At 60.6% G+C, this 23,052-nt stretch carries 23 protein-coding genes and 1 tRNA gene; 7 read left to right on the forward strand and 17 right to left on the reverse strand.

The genetic code is table 11. The annotated features are described in order from the left end of the window. Nucleotides 1-167 precede the first annotated feature (167 nt). From ACR0K9_RS20030 to ACR0K9_RS20060, 7 genes are all read right to left on the reverse strand, one after another. Nucleotides 168-1,553, reverse strand: a complete 1,386-nt coding sequence (locus ACR0K9_RS20030; RefSeq protein WP_480825778.1) for an IS1182 family transposase — start codon at nt 1,551-1,553, stop codon at nt 168-170. A gap of 250 nt (nt 1,554-1,803) precedes the next feature. Then, nucleotides 1,804-2,121: a tyrosine-type recombinase/integrase gene (locus ACR0K9_RS20035; protein WP_480825828.1), complete on the reverse strand. Its 318-nt coding sequence runs from the start codon at nt 2,119-2,121 to the stop codon at nt 1,804-1,806. A gap of 57 nt (nt 2,122-2,178) precedes the next feature. Next, nucleotides 2,179-2,751, reverse strand: a complete 573-nt coding sequence (locus ACR0K9_RS20040; protein WP_480825780.1) for a tyrosine-type recombinase/integrase — start codon at nt 2,749-2,751, stop codon at nt 2,179-2,181. Then, nucleotides 2,733-2,972 carry an Arm DNA-binding domain-containing protein gene (locus ACR0K9_RS20045; protein WP_480825782.1) on the reverse strand — a complete coding sequence of 80 codons (240 nt, stop codon included), beginning with the start codon at nt 2,970-2,972 and terminating at the stop codon, nt 2,733-2,735. Before ACR0K9_RS20045 ends, ACR0K9_RS20040 begins: the two co-directional genes overlap by 19 nt. Nucleotides 2,973-3,285: 313 nt before the next feature. Next, complete coding sequence (locus tag ACR0K9_RS20050; RefSeq protein ID WP_480825784.1) at nt 3,286-5,769, reverse strand: CoA transferase; 2,484 nt, start codon at nt 5,767-5,769, stop codon at nt 3,286-3,288. Further along, nucleotides 5,766-6,908, reverse strand: coding sequence for an aromatic ring-hydroxylating oxygenase subunit alpha (locus tag ACR0K9_RS20055; protein WP_480825786.1), 1,143 nt, complete (start codon nt 6,906-6,908; stop codon nt 5,766-5,768). Before ACR0K9_RS20055 ends, ACR0K9_RS20050 begins: the two co-directional genes overlap by 4 nt. A 67-nt stretch (nt 6,909-6,975) precedes the next feature. Continuing rightward, nucleotides 6,976-8,229, reverse strand: coding sequence for an MFS transporter (locus ACR0K9_RS20060; protein ID WP_480825788.1), 1,254 nt, complete (start codon nt 8,227-8,229; stop codon nt 6,976-6,978). A 217-nt stretch (nt 8,230-8,446) separates the two neighbouring features. Between ACR0K9_RS20060 and ACR0K9_RS20065 the strand changes: the two genes are divergently transcribed. After that, nucleotides 8,447-10,093, forward strand: a complete 1,647-nt coding sequence (locus tag ACR0K9_RS20065) for a N,N-dimethylformamidase beta subunit family domain-containing protein (RefSeq protein WP_480825790.1) — start codon at nt 8,447-8,449, stop codon at nt 10,091-10,093. A gap of 225 nt (nt 10,094-10,318) precedes the next feature. On the opposite strand, the gene ACR0K9_RS20070 is transcribed toward ACR0K9_RS20065, so the two are convergent. Beyond that, complete coding sequence (locus ACR0K9_RS20070; RefSeq protein WP_480825792.1) at nt 10,319-11,674, reverse strand: sensor histidine kinase; 1,356 nt, start codon at nt 11,672-11,674, stop codon at nt 10,319-10,321. After that, nucleotides 11,671-12,336: a response regulator transcription factor gene (locus tag ACR0K9_RS20075; protein ID WP_480825794.1), complete on the reverse strand. Its 666-nt coding sequence runs from the start codon at nt 12,334-12,336 to the stop codon at nt 11,671-11,673. The genes ACR0K9_RS20070 and ACR0K9_RS20075 overlap by 4 nt, the downstream gene beginning before the upstream one ends. 256 nt (nt 12,337-12,592) lie before the next feature. On the opposite strand from ACR0K9_RS20075, the gene ACR0K9_RS20080 reads away from it, so the two are divergent. Continuing rightward, entirely contained in the window at nt 12,593-12,910 is a 318-nt protein-coding gene (locus ACR0K9_RS20080; RefSeq protein ID WP_480825796.1) for a hypothetical protein, read from the forward strand. A 64-nt stretch (nt 12,911-12,974) separates the two neighbouring features. Here the strand turns inward: ACR0K9_RS20080 and ACR0K9_RS20085 are convergent, their stop codons facing one another. Beyond that, a complete protein-coding gene (locus tag ACR0K9_RS20085; RefSeq protein ID WP_480825798.1) occupies nt 12,975-14,216 on the reverse strand; it encodes a PqqD family protein in 1,242 nt (413 codons plus the stop codon). A 196-nt stretch (nt 14,217-14,412) separates the two neighbouring features. On the opposite strand from ACR0K9_RS20085, the gene ACR0K9_RS20090 reads away from it, so the two are divergent. Beyond that, nucleotides 14,413-14,706, forward strand: a complete 294-nt coding sequence (locus ACR0K9_RS20090; RefSeq protein WP_480825800.1) for a hypothetical protein — start codon at nt 14,413-14,415, stop codon at nt 14,704-14,706. 356 nt (nt 14,707-15,062) lie between these two features. On the opposite strand, the gene ACR0K9_RS20095 is transcribed toward ACR0K9_RS20090, so the two are convergent. Beyond that, nucleotides 15,063-15,138 (reverse strand) — tRNA-Val (locus ACR0K9_RS20095). A gap of 266 nt (nt 15,139-15,404) precedes the next feature. Between ACR0K9_RS20095 and modA the strand changes: the two genes are divergently transcribed. From modA to modC, 3 genes are read left to right on the forward strand one after another with little or no spacing between them, the layout of a single operon-like run. After that, complete coding sequence (gene modA / locus ACR0K9_RS20100; protein ID WP_480825802.1) at nt 15,405-16,157, forward strand: molybdate ABC transporter substrate-binding protein; 753 nt, start codon at nt 15,405-15,407, stop codon at nt 16,155-16,157. A 4-nt stretch (nt 16,158-16,161) separates the two neighbouring features. Next, nucleotides 16,162-16,854: a molybdate ABC transporter permease subunit gene (modB, locus tag ACR0K9_RS20105; protein ID WP_480825830.1), complete on the forward strand. Its 693-nt coding sequence runs from the start codon at nt 16,162-16,164 to the stop codon at nt 16,852-16,854. Continuing rightward, nucleotides 16,851-17,948, forward strand: coding sequence for a molybdenum ABC transporter ATP-binding protein (gene modC, locus ACR0K9_RS20110; protein ID WP_480825804.1), 1,098 nt, complete (start codon nt 16,851-16,853; stop codon nt 17,946-17,948). The genes modB and modC overlap by 4 nt, the downstream gene beginning before the upstream one ends. Here modC and ACR0K9_RS20115 read toward each other — a convergent pair. Further along, nucleotides 17,945-18,871 (reverse strand): Hint domain-containing protein, encoded by a 927-nt coding sequence (locus ACR0K9_RS20115; RefSeq protein ID WP_480825806.1) that lies wholly within the window; start codon nt 18,869-18,871, stop codon nt 17,945-17,947. The genes modC and ACR0K9_RS20115 overlap by 4 nt on opposite strands. After that, nucleotides 18,868-19,380: a toxin-activating lysine-acyltransferase gene (locus ACR0K9_RS20120; RefSeq protein ID WP_480825808.1), complete on the reverse strand. Its 513-nt coding sequence runs from the start codon at nt 19,378-19,380 to the stop codon at nt 18,868-18,870. The genes ACR0K9_RS20115 and ACR0K9_RS20120 overlap by 4 nt, the downstream gene beginning before the upstream one ends. Nucleotides 19,381-19,565: 185 nt before the next feature. Between ACR0K9_RS20120 and ACR0K9_RS20125 the strand changes: the two genes are divergently transcribed. Next, the gene (locus tag ACR0K9_RS20125) at nt 19,566-19,973 is read left to right on the forward strand and encodes a hypothetical protein (protein ID WP_480825810.1); all 408 of its coding nucleotides are present in this window, start codon (nt 19,566-19,568) and stop codon (nt 19,971-19,973) included. Nucleotides 19,974-19,976: 3 nt separating this feature from the next. Here ACR0K9_RS20125 and hemF read toward each other — a convergent pair whose 3' ends face one another. The 4 genes from hemF to clpS are packed head-to-tail and all read right to left on the reverse strand — an operon-like array spanning nt 19,977 to nt 23,034. Then, nucleotides 19,977-20,861 (reverse strand): oxygen-dependent coproporphyrinogen oxidase, encoded by an 885-nt coding sequence (hemF, locus tag ACR0K9_RS20130; RefSeq protein ID WP_480825812.1) that lies wholly within the window; start codon nt 20,859-20,861, stop codon nt 19,977-19,979. A gap of 5 nt (nt 20,862-20,866) precedes the next feature. Next, nucleotides 20,867-21,667, reverse strand: coding sequence for an SDR family NAD(P)-dependent oxidoreductase (locus ACR0K9_RS20135; protein WP_480825814.1), 801 nt, complete (start codon nt 21,665-21,667; stop codon nt 20,867-20,869). A gap of 37 nt (nt 21,668-21,704) precedes the next feature. Then, nucleotides 21,705-22,667 carry a class I SAM-dependent methyltransferase gene (locus ACR0K9_RS20140; protein WP_480825816.1) on the reverse strand — a complete coding sequence of 321 codons (963 nt, stop codon included), beginning with the start codon at nt 22,665-22,667 and terminating at the stop codon, nt 21,705-21,707. A 25-nt stretch (nt 22,668-22,692) separates the two neighbouring features. Continuing rightward, the gene (gene clpS, locus ACR0K9_RS20145) at nt 22,693-23,034 is read right to left on the reverse strand and encodes an ATP-dependent Clp protease adapter ClpS (protein ID WP_480536516.1); all 342 of its coding nucleotides are present in this window, start codon (nt 23,032-23,034) and stop codon (nt 22,693-22,695) included. Between the last annotated feature and the right edge of the window lie 18 nt (nt 23,035-23,052).

Genomic DNA, 23,052 nt, shown 5'->3' on the forward strand with positions numbered 1-23,052 from the left:
CTTGGTCCCATCATGGCTGATCCTCCCCTACACTACAGGAATTGAATCAGCAGTTCAGCCCTCGATCAAGGGCGAGTTTTTCAACGAAATAAGCCGATTCTGTTGAAAAACAACGTGTTGCCGACGCAGAAAGTGATGCGCTGAACAGAGCGCGAGCGCCTTTCTGGTCAGGCTTTGCGCGTTTGCTGCGGTGCAGGAAAGATCTTGGCCAATTTGCGGAGGTTTTGGGCGGTGGCGGCGAGGAGGAGTTCGTCATTTGCGCCGCATGGTCCGCGTAATCGGAGACGGCCCAACCCGAGGATACGCTTGAGGTGGGCGAAGAGCATCTCGACCTTCTTTCGAAGCTTCATTGAGATGTCGTACTGGCGGGTCTTGGCGATATCGAGGGCGACTTGTCGAGCGTCTTCGTGTTCTTCGCGAGTAATCTTGCGCGCATCGGCATTAGGGCAGCATTTGGCTTTTGATGGACAGGCCTGGCAGGTGTGTTTCAAAGCTTGGTATTTTGCGACGCCTTTGCCCGTGGGGCCTCGTTTCGGGTCGGAGTAGTTCCTTCGAAATTGCTTGAGGGCCTCGCCCTCAGGGCAGATGTATTGGTTGTTTGCGGCATCCCATTCGAAGTCGGCGCGGGACCATGTGCTGTCTGTGCGCCCGGCCTTGTCGATCACCGGAATATGCGGTGCGGTCTTTTGGTCAACCAGCCATCCGAGCATTGGACCTGACCCGTAAGCGGTGTCAGCGATCAGGCGCTCGGGATGCAAATCGAACTTGTCTTTTACACGCTTCAGCATCGTTTTTGTTGAACCAACCTCTGCCTGACGGATGGAACGCGTCGCTTCCACATCAACGATGACGCCGTGATCGGTGTCGATCAGATAGTTATCGGAATAGCTAAAGAACGCTGGGCCTTTGCGGGCCGCCGTCCATTGGCTGGCCGGGTCAGAATGGGACGTGAACTTGGGTTTGACTGGCATCGCGGCACCAGAAGCTGCCTCATCCAGTGTATCGAGATATTCCCGAACAGCGCGTGGCGCATCCGCACGATCAATTTCGGACACATCCCATTTCTCCTTCGCGGTTGAGTTCTGCTTGTTTGCGTCAGCCTCGATCAAGCTGGCATCCACCGCCATGCGCTGGCCACTCACGAGGCCTTCTGTGATACAACGGGCGACGGTTGTCTCGAACAGATGGCGGAGCAGTTCGCTCTCACGGAAACGCCCGTGCCGGTTCTTTGAGAAGGTCGAATGATCAGGAACCCGGTCGTTGAGATCGAGGCGACAGAACCAGCGATACGCCAGATTAAGATATACCTCTTCACACAATCGCCGTTCTGAACGAATGCCAAAGCAGTAGCCCACCAACAGCATTCTGATCAGCAGCTCAGGATCGACTGAAGGACGGCCCGTGTGGCTGTAGAAATCTGCCAAATGCGCGCGCATGCTGCTCAGATCAACAATGCGGTCAATCGACCGAAGCAGGTGATCCTGGGGAACATGGTCGTCCAACGAGAACTCATTAAACAATGCCGCCTGCGCTTCCTGTCTCGGTCCCATCATGGCTGATCCTCCCGCTCGTTGAGAGAATTGAAACAGCGACCGACGTCTCGATCAAGCAGGAGTTTTTCAACGAAATATGCCCAAATTGATGAATGCTGCATAGCGAACCAGTGTCCAGTTTGGGCTCAACGCGGCCATCTGGGCCTTTCTGTCAGATGTCCGTGTTTCAACGTATTGCGGACGTTGAAGTTAGTGAGCGCCCGCGCAGCAATATTGCCACTCGGACGATCTGACCACTGGTTAGTGTTCCTTACGCCTCAGCGTCCTGGTCTTTGATCTTGTCTCCAATGATCTCTGCAGCCTGTCGCAGCGGATCATCCGCTAAGTGCGCATATCGTTGTGTCGTCGACGGGTTGATATGGCCCAGAAGGCGGCCAAAAATAGGCAAACTCAAGCCACTGGAAACTAGGTGGGATGCATGGGTGTGGCGATTGTCGTGTATCTGGTAATCTTTGAGATCTGCCGCTTGTGTCACGGATCGCCAAAATGCCTTGAGGTCCTTGTAGGGGTGCTCGGGCGATCGACCTGGGAATAGCCACGCGCTTTTTGCGCCTTTCGCGCCCCTCATACGATTCAATAGTTCGCAGGCGGCAGATGAAAGCGGCAAATGTTCTCTGCGCTTTTGCTATGTGTGATGCGATGGCTTCGTCCAGACACCGCGCTCAATGTCGAAATCTGTCCATTTTGCAGTCAGCACCTCGCCGATACGCGCGCCCGTCAAGAGTTGTAACCGGATGGCATCGGCTGCGATTTTGTTGGGATGCTCGGCGAGTGCAGCCAACAATCTGCTCAACTCTTCATCCGATAGCCAACGATCCAGTTTCTCTTCTGGGAACTTCTCAACTCCACGAGCTGGGTTGTCGGAGCGCATGCCCCAACGCACAGACAGTTCGAACATCTTTGACAGCAGGGCTAGCGTACGATTGGCTTGGTAAGGCGTTTCCCGCATTTGATCGTGGAGCTTTTGAATATCTTTATTGGCGACTTCAATAACACGAAGTTTGCCCAGCTTGGGCAAAATATACCCATCCAACATAGATTGATCGTTTCGAACGCTGCTCTGCCGTTTCTTTGGAACAGCGTGTTCTGTCAAATACAGCTTGGCCAGTTCGGTAACGTCTGGCGAGCGTCGAACCGCTTGGGCATTGGCTACGGGGTCGTCCCCCCGGATCACGTCGGCTAGAAGCGACCGTGCCATGTCTCGCGCCACTTACAGGGACATTGAAGAACGTACCGACCGAGTGTTTTTCGCTTTGAACGTCCGGTCTGTCTGTTCCGGTATTGAACAACGAAGCTCTTCACGCCTGTGGTCTTCACGCGCACGCCAAAACCGGGAAGACCTTCGTCCCAGTAAATCGTATCCCGATTACTCGCGGTGATGTCATCGATGCGTGATTTGGCCAGACGTGCAGTGGGCATTGTTTGGATCGATATAAAAAAGTTAAGCAAAAGGTAAGCAAAATTGCTCGAATTTGCTAGTGCTCGATCGAAATCAATTCACACTTTAGGTTCAAATATGCCAACAAAATATGAACAAAAAGAGGAGCATCGCGACTGATAGAAAATGCGCCCGTAAGACTTCTAATCAGCAGGTTGAGGGTTCGAGTCCTTCAGGGATTGCCAGCAAAAGCCTGAGAGCTAAGGCGCGAAATTACGGGCTGGGCTGATTTCACGCACAGTAACCGGGTTCCCTTGCGCAGTTGCCCAAGGAAACCCAGCTGTTTTAGGCAAATCACTCCGGCAGAAAGCGCGCGGACCAGCTGATTGCGGCTGATTGGTTTGTCAGCATCTCTTGTATCTCGGCCTCCGAATACCCGATCCTGGTCAGAATAGGGATTGTGCTGTCACCAAATTTCGGCGCGGGCCCGGGTATGGAGATGGCCGCATTTGAGGTCCGGACTGCATTCGGGGCGGCAAGGTCGCACCATCGGCCCATGGCGTGGGTGTCATGGCGCACGGCGCGGTATGTTGCCTTCTGAATGTCCACATCCCCGCCGCTTTCCAGTTGCAGCGACTGATCGCGCGTCTCCAGCATCGAGGCCAAAGGCACAACGGCGCTTGATCCCCGGTTCAGGCACCCGGACCAGTGCGCGATGGTCTGCGATTTGAAGCGGTGGCTGAGTTGCTCTTGTAGCGCGTCATTGGGAAGCGCAGTGAGATCGGCAAGTTCGGCCACATCGTTCAGGACGTCGGGACCGTCTTTGGGGGCGGCCCAGAAGAACCAGCCGTCCGAGGCCTGATAGCAATGATAGTACGGACCCGCACCCAATGCAGCGCGCCCTGATGCTTCGTCAAAGGGTGCGCGTTCGGCAAAATCATACATGAACTGCGCCTGTATCATGCCGCCTGCCGCTGCCAGAGATGATCGCGCGATATCCGCGACCCCGGTTGCCTGTTTCTGGATCAAGGCAGCTCCCAGCGAAACGCAGGCGGTCAGACCGGCCAGAACGTCGATAGTGCCGGCATGGGCGTGTTCCTCGGGGGTGTCCATGCCGCCGCCAAAGCGGATCATGATCCCCGATGCCGCCTGCGCCAGATCGTCATAGCCCAGATGGTCCGATTTCGGCCCGCGCATCGGCCCACCGAAGGCGTCCAGCTGCACCAGAATGGCGTCGGAGTTGATCGCGGTAAGCTCGTCCGGCGACAGGCCCAGCCCGTCGCGCTGTTCATCCGTGGCGTTCAGGGTGATCACATCCGCCTGGCGGATCAGCCGGTTCAACGCCTCGCGCCCGGCAGCATCGCGCAGGTTCAGCAGAACGCTTTCCTTGCCGCGATTGGCCTGCAGGCCAAAGACCACCGTGTTCCACGGATCGACCGACGGTGTCACGGGCTGTACATGGGTCACGTCGACCCCGAACCGTGCCAGAGTTGAGGCTATGGTCGGCCCGGCGATCACATTGGTCAGGTCCACCACTTTCAGGCCGTCCAGCCACCCGGTCTGCCGGGTAGCGTCAATATGCGGGCGGGGTGGTTCGGCCAATATCTGCGCCACATGATCACGGGCCGCGTCCCCCGTGATGGCCGGAGATTTCGCGACTGCCGCCTCATCCCCGGCCAGCCAGGCCACGTTGCCCATCTGCTGCATCGCCCCGTGTTTCGGATCATCGACGCTCAGGATCAGGCCTGACGCGGTGGCATGCGGGTCGTGTAGCCATTCCTTGGTTGTGCGCTGTGCCGTTGCCGGAGCCTTGGCCGTGCCAAACAGCACGTCCCATTCATGGGCCGGTTTGGTCAGAAACGCAGCCTTCATCGCTGACGAGACCCGGGCGCGATCCCGCGCCCCGACCGGGTAGTTGCTGAGCGTCCATTCATCCGGCCAATCTTTGGTGTCCAGATAGGGGTCGAACACCGGAAGCTCATCCAGCAAATGACCCAGACCCAGCGTCGTCAGGACGCGTGCCGGGTGGGTGGCGACGCTGCTGGCCACCACGTAGAACCCGCGCCCGTCCTGACAGGTATAAGTGCGATAAAACGGATCGAGGAACTCTGACAGCTCGGAAAAATTCAGATCGCAGGGCTCGCCCGTTCTTGCGCGGCGATCCAGTTCCAGCTCGCGCGGGGATTTGTAGCGGTCGGGATAGCCTTCGATCTGTTCGTGGTTATAGACCAACCCCTCGAACAGGGACGAGGCCAGAGGCACCTCGATGTAATCCCCGCCCGTCTTTGCACGCGAATGCAGCGCGAACAGAACGGACATTGCGCCGAACGTGGCGGCATAGGCCGAGGCGAGGTTGAGCGGCGAGAACGAGGCCTTGATCCCCATCAGGCGGCGGTTCAGCCCCATATCGGTGAATTGCCCGGTGCGGGCGGCGACGATCGCCTCCCACGCGGCCAGATCGGCCAGTTCCGGGTCGGTCGAGGCAAAGCCGGGCAGGGCCAGATAGATCAGCCCCGGATTGGCCTGCCGCAATACATCGGGGCCAACGCCCAGACGGTCCATGACGCCGGGGCGGAAGTTCTCGATCACGATGTCCGCGCGTTTGGCCAGCTCAATCGCCTGTGCTTGCCCGGCATCCGTTTTCAGGTCCAGTTCCAGAACATGCTTGCCGCGCGACAGCATATCGGCCGCCGGATCATCCCAACGCGGCCCGCCGGGCGGATCGATGCGCAGCACTTCTGCCCCCATATCGGCCAGCATCATCCCGACCAGCGGACCGGCCAGATATTGTCCGAAGTCCAGAACCCGCACTCCGGCCAGCGGTCTTGCCCCGCTCATTCCGCGGCCTGCGCGGTGGCTGGGGATGCGCGCCCCATATGTTCCAGATAGGTATTGTGGAAATGACGCATCATGGCCTCCGAGTATTCGATGTTTTCCCAGTCAACTATGTACCAACCCTGATCAAAGCACCGCTGGTTCATGCCTTCCTGCACTGACAGCAGGAACGAGATATCCTCGGGTTGCAGCACGTCGCGCCCCCAGATCGCCCGCTTTTCCTGACGGTCCCGCATGCCCGGATCGGTGGGCTCGGGCGGTTCCAGATTGATGCTCCAGCGCAGCCCGCGACCGGTGCCGATCGGGTTCCACTGGAACAGGGTCAGATTGCCCGGCCCGGCAAATTGCGAGATGCCGATATTGGGGAACAGGAACCAGAAATGCAGGTCGGTTTCGTCATGTTCCAGATCCAGCGGATAGGCCAGATTGTCCGCCTTCCTGTTGCCGGGGATGAAGTTGTACGCCGCGTTTTTGGTCAGCTCATAAGTCTGGTTGTTGATGTCCAGCATGTCCGAAAATGAGATATGGCCATGACGGCAGTGCTGGCATTCCAGATAGTTGTCGATCTGGATTTTCCAGTTGGCGGCTACGTCGACCTCGTGAATGGCGGCGGCGGTTTCACCCAGAACATAGCTGTCCACCTTCGGGCATTTCTCGCGCACCTGATCTTCGATCCCCGGCCAGAATTTGGCGATTGGCAGGGCGTCGGGGTCAAGATTTACGAAGATGAAATCCAGCAGCCGATCCACCCGCACCGTGTTCAGGCACACCTCTTTCTGGTCGGGCACCGAACTGGTGTCGCGTTTGCGCATGTGCCGCAGCGAGCCGTCCAGAGAAAAGCTCCAATGGTGATAGGGGCAGACGATGGCGCGGGTTTGCCCGGACCCCTCGACCAGCTTATGGCCGCGATGCGGGCAGATATTGTAATAGGCGCGGATTTCGTGGTCCTGATCGCGCACGACAAACACGTTCTGGCCCAGAATGCTGGTCGCGACGTAATCGCCCGGTTCCGCCAGCGCGCTGATATGGCAGGCATATTGCCAGGACTTGAAAAACAGCTTCTCGCGCTCTTCGGCAAAAACCTCCTCGCTGATGTAGTAATCCGCGGCGAGGGCGCGCAGGTTCTCATCGGGTCGGGTCATTTCAATCCTCCTCAGGATCCGCCATCGGGCCGGGTGCATTCTTGAACAGTGTCTGGCAACATGCGGCTTACGACGCCCCTTCTCGTTCACTTGCCTCTTCTTCCTGAACCAGGGTCTCGGCCTGCAGGACCCCCGGTTGCCCGGTTCCGATGACGCCCACGATCTGGACCTCTCCGGTCTCGGTGGGGGCCTCGACCTGATAGCGCCGAATGATTGCGACCAGCGCCACGGACAGGCCGATAACTGCCAGCAAAACCTGCAGACCTCTGCCGCCCAGCAGCGTGATCGAGTTCGGACCCAATATCGTTCCGATCAGCAGGCCCACGTTCAACAGCAACACCATGGTGCCACTGGCGGGCACGATCTGGGACAGTTTCAACTGGTCATTCGCATGCGCGGTCAGGATGGAATAAGCCGGGTAAAGCCCGATCGCCACCAGAACAAAACCGATGACGATGTTCGATGGTGAGGTGTCGATGGCCATCCAGAACGACGCAAGCGCCGTCACTACTCCCAAGCCGATGACCACATAACGTCTGTCGGTATGATCGGAAATCCAGCCGACGGGATATTGAACAATGGCACCGGCGATCAGGGCGGCCACCAGCGCCCCCGAGGCCAGCGCCGCCGTGAAACCCTGCTGCAGCGCATAGAGGGGCAAGGTGATGTAGGACGCCGAAACGCCGATGCTGACAATGATTATGCCAAGAACCGCAACAGGCGAGACCTTGTAGAGCCGGGTCACCGGCATACGCTCGGGCGCGGTGTAATCCGGTGCTTTGTTGCCCGACAGCAGAAGCGGCACGATTGACAGTGAGATCAGGATCGAGACGACCCCGAACAGCAGGTTGCCGGTCGGGTCGGGAAAGCCGACAAGCGCTGTTCCCAAAGCCGGTCCGGCAAGCTGAATGATGAAATAGAGCGACAGGACCTGCGCACGTATGCTGTTGTCGGATTTTGCGTTCAGCCAGCTTTCGGTGATCACATAAAGGCCGGGATAGCAGAACCCGCCGAGAAATCGCATCACGCTCCAACTGACGGCGTCGCTGGTCAGCAGATGAACGATTGCGGCGATTGAAACCAGCGATGCAAGGGCGGAAAACGCCCGAATATGACCGACGTTTTCAACCAGCCTCGGCGCCAGCGCCGTGCCGGCCAATGCGCCCAGCGGATAGCTGGCCTGCATGATCGAGATGGTAAAGTCGCTGAACCCAAGGCTCGCCCCCCGAATGGTCAGCAATGTCGCCAGAAGGCCATTGGCGACCATCAGCATGAGCATGCCCAGAAACAAAGCCCAGTTTTCGTTCAAAGCGCGTAACATAGCCAACGGCTATCGCGGGGCGTTGCGTGTGTATAACCCCCCCGCGACATCGCGATGTCGCAGAGGAGAACGAAGGAAGCGCATTCAGGGTGAATTCCCAATCGCTCTTGCGTCAGGCAAAGGCGCGTTGCCATATGCTTGAAACAGAACGGATTGCGGTGCGAAAAGGGGTCGTTGATGACCAGTGAAAGCGCCGGAACGTCTACGGAGCGGCAGCATGAATAACGTGATTAACCCGGAACATGAAGGCGCTGGTCCCGCGATCACCCCACGCACCCGCGCCCGTGCGCGCCACATTCTGGATCACTATTATATCGGCCCGGCCAGAGATGATCGGGTGCTGGAGATCTGGGGGTATACCGACCGCTACACCTACCGCCCCGGAGACAGCGTCGAGTTGCGCGTCTCGACCACGGCCCGGACTTGGTCGTTGGAGGTTGGTCGGGATGGCGTCGATTATGTGCCGGTCCATCGTGATACGGATCTGAAGGGTCAGCATCAGGACACCCCGGAACAGTGCTCGGTGCAGGGGTGCGGGTGGGAGGTTTCGTATGCCTTAACCATTCCAGATGACTGGAAAGCGGGGGCCTATCTGATCACGCTGCGGGCTGAATGTCAGGGTGATTCCGTCGAAGAGCATCACCTGATCTTTGTCCGTCGGGCTGCCTCGGCGGACCGCCTCCCGATGGTGCTGATCTGCGCAACCGGCACCTGGCTGGCCTATAATTGCTGGGGCGGGTCCAGCGCTTATGAGGGGATCGCGGGGCCGGAAAGCAACGCCTTTTCGCCCGTTCTGTCGAACCAGAGGCCATGGACTCGCGGGTTCTGCAAGCTACCCGCAGGCGCACCCCGCGCCCTGACCGAACGGCCAAGTGACCCGGATGGCATGGTGCGTTATCCTTACATGGAATGGGCTTATGCCTATGGCTATTCCAAGAAATATGCCTCGGCCGGTTGGGCCAGCTATGAACGCCATTTCGCGCGCTGGGCAGAGGCGGAAGGATATGAGTTCGAGATTGTTACACAGCATGATCTGGAGCTGGAGCCGGACCTGCTGACCCGCCACCAATGCGCTGTATTCGTGGGACATGACGAATACTGGACCGCAAATATGCGCGACAGCGTCGACCGTTTTGTCGAAGGCGGAGGTCGAGTGGCGCGCTTTGCGGGCAACTTCCTGTGGCAGACCCGGATGGAGGATCAGGCGCGAACGCAGGTCTGCTATAAATACACGGCGAAAGACGCCGATCCTTTGATGGGTGGGAACGATGCACATCTGGTTACCGGCGCCTGGGATGCGGCTCCCGTCAATCGCCCCGGCGCGTGGACCTTCGGCGTGAACGGGCTGAAAGGCGTGTATGCCGGGCTCGGCAATTGCGTCGGTCAGGGCAGCGGCGGGTTCACGGTCTACCGGCCTGATCATTGGGCTTTGCAGGGGGCGCGGCTTGGGTATGGCGACCAGTTGGGCGCTGAATCCCGGATATTTGGGTATGAGGTGGACGGGGTGGATTTCACCTTTGACGACGGTCTGCCGTTCCCGACAGGCCGGGATGGCACGGATAAATCGGTCGAGATTATTGCGCTTGGGCTGGCCACCAATATCGAGGCCGATTTTTCCCATTGGGGAGAAACACTCTATATCGGCGGCGCGGATGCCGCGTTCAAGGCGCAGGTCCTGTATGGTGAGCTGACGGCGAAGACACTGGACAAATCCAGCCGCGGCAACGGCGCGATCGTTTACTGGCAAAGCGGAGAAGGTGAGGTGTTTTGCGCCGGCACCTGCGAATGGGTCGCCGGGCTGATGCGACACGACCGTCAGGTCGAGGTCATCACCCGCAATGTCCTGAGCCGGTTCTGCCGGTAGGGCGGGTCAGGACGGCGCGTTCCTCTGGTCAAAGCAGAAGCTTAGCATGGTTCTCAAAAAAACCTTGGCGCCTTTGGCGTTTAGATGATCTGTATCCCGGAAAAGATGTTGGGTTGAAGTAGCCGCCGCGTTTGGAGGGAGAATTTGCGCTGACCAGAAGCAATCTCCCGACGTATGGCTCTTGCCTCAGACGCGTAATCGGAAGCCAGTCGTGCGGAGATTTGATCAGGCAGGGTCCGTAAGGTCGGACAAAGGCCATGTCAGGCGCACTTCCAAGCCTCCAAGCGTGGACCGATCCAGAGTCAGGGTGCAGCCATGGGCCCGTGCCATGCGTCGGGCGATGCTCAGCCCAAGACCGGCACCCGGTTGTTCCGGATCAAGCCGGGCTCCGCGTTCGAGCGCTATGTCGCGTTCTGACTTTGGGATGCCGGGGCCATCGTCCTCGATGGTCAACATCGCGGAAGCGCCATCTTGCCTGCCCCGTATGGAGATCCTGCTCTCCGACCATTTTACGGCATTGTCCAGGAGATTGCCCAGAAGCTCGGTCAGGTCGAACTCGTCGAACGGCAGGTGAAGGGAGGCGGGCACGTCGATATCCCACCGGATATGTTCGGCACCGGGTTGGCGGCCAAGTGTGCGGTGCAGACGCGCCACGATTGCACTGGCGTCCGAGCGTTGCCGCACCTGCTGGCTGTCGCGGCTCGATGCCAGCTCACGTTCGACGATGTGCTGTATGGCAGTGATTTCCGTTATCAGGTCGTCGGCCAGACCATCCTGCCCGGACTTGCGCATTTTACGCTCGATCCCGTGCATGATCGTCAGAGGTGTCTTCAGTCCATGGGCCAGGTTGCCCGCGCGTGATCGTGCCCGTACCAACGCCGCGGCATTGGCATCGAGCAATTGGTTCACCTCGTCGACAAGCGGCAGGACTTCGGTGGGATAGTCTGAAGACAGTCGCCCGTCCTGTGATCGCGAGACACGGCCGACTTCGGATCGAACCTTCTGCAGCGGCTTCAGCCCCAACCGGACCTGAATCCAGCTTGCAACCAGCAGAAACAGGCCCAACACCGCAAGCCAAATGATTGAGTTCATCGTAAACCGGGACACCGAGACATCCAGATCCGCCCGGTCGATGGCTACCGCCAGAAAGACCTCGCGGCGCGACTCAACCTCGCCCAGGGTTATTACCCAGCTTGCGACCGCCACGGCCTCATCCGGGTTGATCGTGACATCTGCAAAGGTGATCACCCCCGGTGTCTGCGGGCGCATCAGCGTCAGCGGAGCGGACCAGAACGACGGCGACAGGAGTGGTTCGCCATCATCGATCTGAACCTGCCAGTAATACCCTGAAACAGGCTGCTCGAACCGGGGATCCGAAATGGGTGCGACCTCGATGTCGCCCTCGGCGTTCACTCCGACATTGCCGCTCAGTACGGTCAGATATGTCTCCAGTTCCTCACGGGAGCGATGTTCGAAATAAAGCCGGAACAGGATGTTGAAGACGATAGCCGTCGCCGCCAGCGCCAGAGTCGTGGCCAGCGCAGCCGCAAGCAACAGGCGCAGGCTCAGCGACATCTTCATGTTTCGTCCTCGGCGATAATATATCCGAATCCCCGGCGCGTTTCGATGACGCCTCCGCCGATCTTGCGGCGCAGGCGGCCCACAAGAACTTCAATCGCATTGCTGTCGGGTTCCTGATCGCGATAGTAGATATTTTCGAGCAGTTCCTCGTGGGTCACCACCCGCCCGCGATGATGCATCAGGTAGTTCAGCAGCCGGTATTCCAGAGGTGTGACCTTCAGGGGCAGCCCGTCGATCGAAACCCGCATCTGCCGCAGATCGAGCCTGAGCGCCCCGGACTCGAGTGTCGTGGCCTTCTGCCCGCCTGAGCGACGCATCACTGCGCGCAGGCGGGCGACGAGTTCTTCCATCTGAAACGGCTTGCCCAGATAATCGTCGGCGCCTGCGTCGATACCTTCGACGCGTTCGTTCCAGTTTGCGCGCGCTGTCAGCAGGATGACGGGCAGGTCAAGCCCCTCGTTGCGCCAATTGCGCAAGACCGACAGGCCGTCGCGCTTGGGCAGGCCGATGTCCAGAATCGCGGCGGCGTAGCTTTCGGTACTACCCAGAAACCAGCCTTCTTCGCCATCGCGGGCAATCTCGGGGATCAGCCCCTCGCCTTCAAGGACATCAGCGATCAGTTCGGCGATCTTGTGTTCATCTTCTACGATCAGAATACGCATCTAACACGCCCGTACGTTCAGGATCAGGCTCGAGCCCGCATCGACTGTGACTGAAACTACCGCCCCTTTCGGGTCAACGATCAGCACCTGGAATATCGGCCTGCCGCGATTGTCGGAAAATCCGACCTGTAACAATCTGCCCGGATGCCGGGCCTGAACTTTGCCAAGAACCTCCTGTAATGGTCGTGCATCGCCGCGCGCGATGGCGCGTTGCGCACGTTTATAATCCTGACGTGAAATCTGGGCGCCACCCGACATGGATGAGCGGCGGCACGTACCCGGCCCGCTTGGCCCGCTTGGCCGGTTTGAGGCGCCGCTCTGGCGCGAGGAACCTGACTGCGACGGGCCGCTTGGCCGGCTGGCACCGGACGACCCCGATGCACTGCTGGCGCCGGATGCACCGCTGGACCCTGAAGCACCGCTCGCGCCCGATGATCCGCTGGACCCTGACGATCCGCTGGAGCCAGACGATCCGCTGGAGCCTGATGAGCCGCTGGACCCTGATGAACCGCTGGCAGCCGAGCCCGCCGACGCTTGTGTCTGGCTTATCCCTAGCAGTGCGGGCGCTATGTAGGCTGCTGCGGCGCCCATGCCCAGGCGGGCCAGCGCCGCCCTGCGGGATATGCGTTTTGCCCGGCTCATCGGGCAATGACACCCTCCGTTGCAGGGCTGATCAGATGGGCTTTGGCCAGATCACGCATCAGCCGGTCGCAATCTGAAAAAATCTGTTCGGGAGCGACATCCGGAAAGGCCGCTGTCAGGATGTCCACGATCTCAGCCAGATCGGTGGGCTCTTCCAGCAGCCCCCAGATCGCCGATGACATGGGATTCAGCCGGAAAATGCCAATCCCATCCTGATCGGCCAGAAAGCGGTCTTCTCCGGCCTGGGTCTGCGTCACGCCAGGGACCTGTAGATAGTGTTTTTCGGGCAGGAATTCCCCGGTCTTCCGCTCCACGAGATCCAGCGGAGCCTGCCGGGCGTCCTGCATGACATCGGCAATCCGGGCGACCGGAAGGGCGGCAAGGTCGGGATGGGACGCGAGATAATCCGCCGCTTCTTCGGCGCTGTGATAACTGAGGCGATAGATTGGCAAGTGCCGTGAAAGCAATTCGATCGAGCTGAGAATTGCGCCCGCATGGCGGGTGCGTGCGAAATTTTGGGTGATGAGACCGGCAAGTGCGTCTTCTTGCGCGATTGCGTTCAGTTCGGGGCGGATCGGAGTGTCGCGGCGATCCAGTACGACCACTGCACCCAGTGGAAGCTGCGCGCCCCAGGGTGCGATCGGCAGGTCCACAAGATATTTGTATTGACGGTTTGAAGGCCCCTTGTTGTCGGCAACCCATGTGTGAAAGGCCTCGCTGAACCCCTCTGGCAAGGGCAGGCGGAGGCGCGGCAGAACCCCGTTTGCGATGCCGACGCATTCGCGGGTGACATCATCAACCCGTATAGGCAAAAAATCGTCTGTGTAGAGCGGCAATCCCTGGCGCGCCAGAGCGATGGCGAGCGTACTCTTTCCCGCCCGCCGGGCATTGGGGAACACCACCAGACGCCCCCCGAAATCAATCGCAGCAGTATGCAGGCAGAGCAGGCGGGGATCAGAGCGCAATCGCTCCCATGCCATTTCGGCCACAACATCGCACAGCGCGTTTACCTCGTTCCAGATCCGGGGCGAGTCGGGCGCGTCCGCGCAAGTCACTTCCCATCGTTTCTTTGGGGCAGCGCGTATCGTCACGAATGCCTCCAGGTCAGATTTGGCGGGCTCTATCCGGTGCGGCCATGCCGTCAGGATTGTCGACATCATCGCCGCGATCGTTGAGCGCCCTTCAAGCGCGATCGGATGGTCTAACCCCTCAAAATGCACATGCTGCGTTTCAGTCACGTTCCGTTCCCAGGTTGCCGGCTTTCATGCTAGCGAATTTCCCCCATGCTTCAACGCAATCCGGCCCGCCCGTTTGTCATACCCGGGCAGGCCGATGGTCGCGCAAGGCAAACTTCGATCAGCTTGTCAGCTGCACACCGAAACCCCGTCGCCACGGTCGACAACTGTTCCGCCGCCGCCCTCGCATTCCGCACGTGTGATCGTTTTCGGTCTGCTGGCTCCACTGGCCACCGAGGCTGCGCTGGCTACCGAGGCTGTGCTGGCCTTTGATGCTGCGCTGGCCTTTGATGGTGCGCTTCCCGCGCTGGCCCCGCTGGATCCCGACGCGCCCGAACCGCCGCTTGAGCCGCTCGAACGGCCGCCGGATGCGCCGCCCGAACCACCACCCGAGCCGCCGCCCGAACCACCACCCGAGCCCCCTCCGGAGCCGCCGCTTGAGCCCGATGAGGCATGTGCCATAGAAAGCGGGGTCAGCGCGGGTACCGTGTAGGCTGCCAGGGCCAGCCCGCCAATCCTGGTCAGTGCTTTGCGTCGGGAGAGCGTTTTTTCTGTTTTCTCAGTCATTTGCTCGTTCCTTCATTCATTGTTCCCGGCATGCCTGAAGCACGCCTCAGGTTTCTGGTAGCACATCGGGCCTTTCAACAGCGTGAAGGTAAGTGTCAGCGTTTTGTCAGGTTTCGGAGTGATGCGCATCGCCGTATTGCGAGTGTTGCCATGGCCCATATCACCTGTGTTGAGGACATCTTTTCCGTTTAAGTGCTGCTGAGGAGCTATGGACACAGTATTCGGCGCAACACGACAAGAAGCGCTGATCGCGTAAGACATTGCTACATTGCAGGGAAAGGATGGTGGGTGATGAGAGACTCGAACTCCCGACATCTTCGGTGTAAACGAAGCGCTCTACCAACTGAGCTAATCACCCGTGGGGGCTGATTTAGACAAGCGTGCGCGCAGGTGCAAGAGGGTCTGAAAGAATTTCTTTCGATATCTTGTGCCGCGGGGCCGGGTCCTGAATGAAGCAATAGGGTGTGCGGCGTGCGTGATTGCCTTTTCATCGCGCTGATCGCGACAGAATTGCGCGCCGGAGCTGCGGCGTATTTCCGTCCGTGCGGGCAAAGGGCCTTGCCTGTCGCGTGCCGCCTCCGATATGCCGAGAGGGATTGCAACCCTCTGATCCGGAGGCACAAGATGCGCTGTCTGATCGCGGCATTGACCGTTTGCGCGTTGATCGCGACCCCGGTTCGGGCCGAGGGCGTGCTGGTTTTCGCCGCCGCCAGTCTCAAGACCTCGCTCGATGTTATCGCGACCGGGTTCGAAGCTGAGACGGGGCAGCAGGTGACGGTGTCTTATGCCGCCTCATCGGTGCTGGCGCGGCAGATACAGGCAGGGGCACCTGCGGACCTGTTCATCTCGGCCAACCGGGACTGGATGGATGTGCTGCAGAACGAGGATCTGATCGCGAATGCTTCGCGCGTGGATTTGCTGGGGAACGGGCTGGTGTTGATTGGTGCGCCGGGTGCAGCAACCGCCGAGATTGAGGCCGGGTTTGATCTGGTCGCCCGACTGAACGACGGGTATCTGGCGATGGCGCTGGTCGATGCGGTGCCTGCGGGGATCTACGGCAAGGCGGCGTTGCAGGGGCTGGGCCTTTGGGGCGATGTTAAGGACCAGATCGCCCAGACAGACAACGTGCGCGCCGCCCTGGCGCTGGTGGCCGCGGGCGCGGCGCCATTGGGGATCGTCTATCGCTCGGATGCAATGGCCGAGGGGCGGGTCGGGGTTGTTGGGACCATCCCGGCAGAGTTCCATCCGGCGATTGTCTATCCTGCAGCGCTGACCGTATCCGCAGGCCCCGAAGCGCAAGCGTTTCTGACCTATCTGCAAGGGGATGCGGCGCGGGCAGAGTTTCTGAGGCAGGGGTTCTCCCTGCCGGATGGGTGACGTGATGGGTTGGCTGGGTCCGGCAGAACTTGAGGCCTTGCGCCTGTCGCTGCGTGTGTCGTTCTGGGCAACGCTGATCACGCTGCCTTTTGGCATATTCGTGGCCTACGCGCTGGCGCGCTGGCGCTTTCCGGGGCGGCAGGTGCTGAATGGTCTGGTGCATCTGCCCTTGATCCTGCCGCCGGTGGTGACCGGCTATTTGCTGCTGCTGACCTTCGGTATTCAGGGGCCGTTGGGCAAACCGCTGTCCGAGCTGGGCATCGTCTTCGCCTTCCGCTGGATCGGGGCCGCGCTGGCCGCCGGGATCATGGCCTTTCCGCTGATGGTGCGCGCGATCCGGCTGTCAATCGAGGCGGTCGACCCCAAGCTGGAACAGGCCGGGGCCACGCTGGGGGCTTCGCGCATGATGGTGTTCGGAACCGTGACGCTGCCGATGATCCTGCCCGGTGTGATTGCAGGCGCGATTCTGGCCTTTGCAAAGGCGATGGGAGAGTTCGGGGCCACGATCACCTTTGTCTCGAACATCCCCGGCCAGACGCAGACGCTGCCTTCAGCGGTTTACGCATTCCTGCAGGTGCCGGGGGGTGAGGTGGCGGCGACACGGCTGGTGATCATCTCGATCATCATCGCCATGGGGGCGCTGCTGCTGTCGGAATATGTGGGCCGCCGCGTGGCCGCACGGGTGGCCGGGTCATGAGCCTGTCTGTCCGTCTGCACCACCAGCTGCCGGGGATGGCGCTGGATCTGGATTTCGATGCGCCGTCGGGCGTGACGGTCCTGTTCGGGCGCTCGGGTTCGGGCAAGACGACCGTTGTCAACGCGGTGGCCGGACTGCTGCGCCCCGAGGCCGGGCGCGTGGCGGTGGGGGACTGGGTGCTGTTCGACACTGAAAAGGGGCTGTGGCTGCCGCCGCATCGGCGGAGGCTGGGCTATGTCTTTCAGGAAGGCCGCCTGTTTCCGCATCTGACCGTGCGCCAGAACCTGAACTATGGTCGCTGGTTCGCCCCGCGCGGCGCGCGGCGTGAAAGCCCCGACCGGGTGATCGAGATGCTGGGCATCGGACACCTGCTGGACCGCCGCCCCGCGATGCTGTCGGGCGGTGAGAAGCAACGCGTTGCCATTGGCCGTGCCCTGCTGGCCAGCCCGCGCCTGATATTGGCGGATGAGCCACTGGCGGCGCTGGATGATGCCCGCAAGGCGGAAATCCTGCCTTATTTCGAGCGGCTGCGCGATGAGGTTTCGGTGCCGATCCTGTATGTGACCCATTCGGCGGCCGAGGTCGCGCGGCTGGCGACCTCGGTGGTGGCGCTGCAGGATGGGCGAGTGCTGCGCCATGGTCCGGCCTCCGAGGTGCTGGCCGACCCGTCGGTGGCTCCTGCCGGGGTGCGCGCCGTGGGGGCGGTGTTGCAGGTTCGTGTTGCAGCGCATCACGATGACGGGTTGTCCGAGCTGGTCGCAGGGGATGCGCGCCTGTTCCTGCCGCGTATCCCGCACAAGATCGGAGAGGCGCTGCGTATCCGCATCCCGGCGCAGGAAGTGATCCTGTCGAACAGGCTACCCGAAGGTCTTTCGGCGCTGAACGTATTGTCCGGGCAGGTCGAGGCGATCCGGGCGGGTGAGGGGCCTGGGGCTATCGTATCCGTCAAAACCCCGGCTGGGGTGGTGCTGGCGCGGGTCACCCGACGCTCGGTCGCGGCGCTGGGCTTGCAGGTCGGCAGCCCGTGCCACGCGGTGATCAAAACCGTGGCCCTTGCGCCTGAGGATGTGGGTGGGCGAGTCGAGCTTACCTAGCCGAGCGCCATTGCCTCATGCGCGCGCAGGATGCGCCGGGCGGCTTTGCCAAAACCGGGGGTCCCGCCATCGGTGCGATCGGGGAAGATCTCGGCCAGTTCCTGAAGTGCGTCCGAGGACAGAGTGTGCAGGCTTTCCTCACCCAGAAATAGACTTTCGGCATAGGCGCCTTCGGCGATCAGAATCTCGTGCCGGTCCAGAAGGATATGCAGATATTCGACCGGGGCATCGCTGGTGTCGATCCCGATACCGGGCCATGTGCACAAATGCTTGGCCGCGATCAGGACCTCGGCGGTGCCGAACAGCATTTCGACCCTGGGACCACGGATCAGGATGCGATGCTGCTGTGAGACCAGCAAATCCCGCGCCGGTACGCCGGGGCCAAGGCTGCCCGCAGATACTCGCACCGGACGCATGGCGGGGTTGGCGCGCAAGCGTTCGGGCGAGAGTACGCTGCTTTCGATCCAGCGGATCGGCTGCAAGCCGTGATCGGCGGTGGCCACCTTGTCAACCACGCGCAGGGTCTCAATGGCGCGTTCACCCTCGGCAGTCTCGATCAGGGTTCCGGCGGTGAAGCACACGCCTTCGATGGTGATGTCGATGATCTGGGTTTGTGTGCCGGTGAAGGTGAAGAACCCGTTGTCGAAGGTGGCGGTCACCGTCACCTCGAACGAGTCGGACACGATCTCTCCGTCATCGAGGCTGTCGAAGAACGCGGGATCGACGGTATAGGTCCACTCGCCGGTGGCTGAATCGATCGTCGCTGAGCCGAAATCCGGTGGATCGGAGATGGCCCAGCTGGCCCCAGTGAATGCCCCGAAATCCGAGGTCGCGGTTACGTCGAGATCGCCCTCTGCGATATTGGGCGGAAAGCCCGTAACATCGCCGGTAATATCTCCGGATATGGTCACAACCGATGTCATTGGTTTTCCTGCTCAAGCAGTCGGGCAAACTCGGATTCGCGGTATAGTCGCATATGCACCTGTTGCCGGTCGTCGCGCGTCCACTCGACGATGCGTTTGGTCGACATATCACTGCTGAGACGGTTGGTGCGCACGCGCGGGTGCGGAATGTCGCGCTTCAGCATCTCGACGATTTTGCGTGTCTGGCCGAATGGGGCCACCATATCGACGATCCAGAAGGACGTGCCGCTGGTGAAATCCGCGTCCGTCAGAGGTTGGTCCTCAACCGCATAGCGATACTCGGCCTCGGGGCTGAGGCCCGCAAAGGTCACGAAACCGCGTGGAAAGCCGTTCTGACGAAAGATATGGTACTGGCCCAGCCGCAGGGGTGTTTCAAAGGCGTGAAGGACCTGTGCCAGGCTGCGGCTGCGATGGGTTTTCGTCAACGCCGCCAGATAGAATAACACGCCGAAATCGGCATATTTTTCGGGTGAAAGATCAAACCAGTCTTTGGGGAACGGTTTTTGCACTGACCATCCTGTAATCAAATGATATGCCAATCATAGCGTGCATCATATTCATGGAAAGGATTTTCATGACACATGGTGCGGCCGATATGGAAGTTGTGCCCACGCTCATTATGTTGTCATGGTATGGTATTATTTGAATTCATGCTTTTTGCGACGCAAAGCCTGTGACCGAAAGGGTGTCTGACATGCGATTTCTGAAGCTCACCTGCCTGATAACCGCCATTCTGACACCTGCTGTTGCGCACGCCATCGGATTCGGGATCGGCGTGCGGCCCGCGTTTCGGACCACGGTGACGCCCTTGCAGAACGGTTCGTTCGAGGTGGCGGCCATCGGAACCTCGGCCCCGGTCGCCTATTGGTGCGGGATCGGCGATTACGCGATCCGGACATTGCGGACCTCTGCCACCCAGCGCATCTATATCTCAAAGCCTTATGAGCGAGGCGTTCGCACGGTACAGTTTTCACTGACACCGCCCACAGGGGCCGAGGACGTCACGACCTATTCCGTGACGGTCAAGACCCTCGGGGCCAGCATGACCGCCGCGTCTGCGCAGGGTTACTGCTGGGACAACTTCATCGATATGGGGTTCTGAGCGTCAGACCCATTTTGCCAGTGGCGGAAGGCTCATTAGAACCGCGTCCGGGTCATGCCCGGTTTCCAGCCCGAACTTGGTGCCTCGGTCATAGACCAGATTGTATTCGGCATAGAGCCCGCGATGTACAAGCTGGGTGTCTTTGTCAGCTGCGTTGTAGCCCTGCACTCGGCGCTTTTTGACCAGTGGCAGAAAGGCGGGCAGGAAGGCACGGCCAATGTCCTGCGTCAGGGCGAAATCGGCCTGCCAGTCGCCGGTGCAGTAATCATCCATGAAGATGCCGCCCACACCGCGCGCACGTTTGCGGTGGGGAATATAGAAGTATTCATCGGCCCAGTCCTTGAGGCGCGGATAATGGCCCGCCCCGTGCGGGTCCAGATGCGCCTTTTGGGTGGCGTGGAAATGGGTGGTATCGTCACCATATTCGATGCAGGGGTTCAGGTCGGACCCGCCGCCGAACCACCAGGCATGCGGGGTCCAGAACATCCGGGTGTTCATATGCACCGCTGGTACATGCGGGTTCTGCATATGCGCCACCAGACTGATCCCCGAGGCCCAGAAGCGGGGGTCGTCTTTCATCCCCGGAATGCCCTTGCGTGCCGCCATCGCGTTCTGTGCCCGCGCGCCCAGCGTGCCATAGACGGTTGAGACATTGACGCCCACCTTCTCGAACACCCGCCCGCCGCGCATCACCGACATCAATCCGCCACCCGCGTCCGATCCATCGTCGGACTGGCGGGTGGTTTCCTTCACCTCGAACCTGCCCGGTTCGGCATCTGCGAAGGGGCCGATGTCATGGCTGTCTTCCAGCGCCTCGAATGCGGCGACGATCTCGTCCCGCAACTGACGGAACCAGGCGGATGCGGTGGTCTTTTCAGTGTCAAACATCAGGGTCAGTGGGCCGGGGCTGCGACGGGGTCCAGCAGGGTGCGGCCTCCGTCAATGGTCAGGATTTGCCCGGTCATGAAACCGGCGGCATCCGAGGCGAGGAATTGCGCGGTTTCGACCAGTTCGTTCGGGGCGGCGATACGGGCCAGCGGTGTGTGTTTCTCGATATCGTCGCGGAAATCGCGGTTTTCCTTCAGGGTGGATTGCAGCGATGCGCTCATCACCGATCCCAGCGCGATGGAATTCACGCGGATGCGGTTCGGGGCCAGCGCCACCGCCAGCGAGCGGGTCATCTGGTCCAGCGCCGCGGTCGAGACCGAATAGGCCATCAGATCGGGATGAGTGCGCCGCGCGGCGATTGATGACAGGTTGATGATCGAACCGGCGGGATTTTCCTCGTCCCCATCGGCCTGTTTGATGAACCGCTTGGCAACAACCTGACTGAGCCGCAGGGCGGGCATCAGGTTCTGGTTCAGCAGCGTGCGCACGGAATCGTCGTCGGTGTCCAGCGGGTCAGACGGGATCACCTGCCGCGCGCCGTTGATCAGGATATCGACCTGATCGAACGCGTCCAGCGTCGCCGAAAGCAAGTTGGCAATGGTCAGTTTCTCGCGCAGATCACCTGCGAAATAACGGAAGTTGCTGTCATCGGTCTGTTCGCCCAGCTCTTCGGCCAGGCGCTTTTCGTCCATATCGGCGAACATGACATTGGCACCTGCATCGGCAAAGTGCCGTCCGATGGCCAGACCGATGCCATTGGCGCCGCCGGTGACGATTGCGGTCTTGCCCGCGATGGAAAAGGACATGCGAATCCTCCTGAGTTCTGGCGCAGGTTAGCGGGCCTCAGCCCCGAGGGCGAGAGGCATGGAACACCTTGAACCGGTTGTCTCCGGCAACCTCTTCAACCCGTGCGAAAGCCTCGGCCAGCGTGGCCTCGTAGGGTAGGTGGCGATTGGCGACCATCCACAGGGCGCCGTTGCGTGTCAGATTTCGTGCGGCGCTGGCGATAAAGCCCTGGCCCAAAGCCGGATCGGCACTGCGCGATGTATGAAAGGGCGGGTTCATCACCACCATGTTCAGCGGCTCGGGCGCGGTCCAGGTGGTGGCGTCGGCCCAATGAAACTGCGCGCGCGGGTCCGGCACGTTGGTGCGGGCGCAGGAAAGGGCGGTGTGATCGGCCTCGACCAGATGCAGGCTATGCAGGGCGTCATGGGTCAGGTTGGCCGACAGAAAGCCCCAGCCCGCCCCCAGATCGGCGATGCGCGCGCCGCGTTTCGCGGGCATAGACTTCAGCAGCAGTGCCGAGGCCGGATCGATGCCATCGGCGGAAAACACCCCGGGCGCGGTCTGGTAGCCATCGACCATCTGGCCCTCGGGCGCGGCCCAGTCGGTGAACGCGTCCGCATCCGATTGAAACCAGAAAATCTTGCCATGCGCTTTCGAGATCGGCCCTTCGACCGCAACCCGCTTGCGGATGTCTTTCAGCAGGCTGTCGACGCCATCGGTTTTGGCCCCATCAATCACGATGGTCCCGCTGGCGCGGCTGCAGGCCTGATGGACCAGCGCCCGGGCCAGTGCCTTGGCGCGCGGCAGAAAGACGATGGCATCCTGACAGGGCGCATCACTTTCCGGTGTCGCCGCAAATCCCTGCGCGGCAAAGTGATCGTGGAACGGTTTGAATGGTTGCACCACCTGCGTCTGCGGCGCCAGATCCGACAGATCGTGATCCGTGGTCGGGGCCAGAACGGTCAGCGGTTGCGACAGGCTGAGCCCGCTGGTCAGAGCTAGATCAAGGCGAGGGGACATGGGCAAACCCGGCTGCGGAGGCGCGTTATTCTTCGCGTTCCATGGTGCATTGCAGCGGGTGCTGGTGCCGGCGGGCGAAATCCATCACCTGACCCACTTTGGTTTCGGCAATCTCGTGGCTGAAGACGCCGACAACCGCGACGCCTTTCTTGTGCACGGTCAGCATGATCTCGAACGCCTGCGCGTGGGTCATGCCGAAGAACCGCTCCAGCACATGCACGACGAACTCCATCGGGGTGTAGTCGTCGTTCAGCAACAGCACCTTATACAGCGGCGGCCGCTTGGTCTTGGGGCGCGTCTGTACCAGGATCGACGTGTCGTCGTCCTCGTTGTCCTTGTCAGACATGATCCACTGGTCTTCGCGCATTGCTGTAAGAGAATCCGA

Source organism: Ruegeria sp. L12, assembly GCF_056531745.1.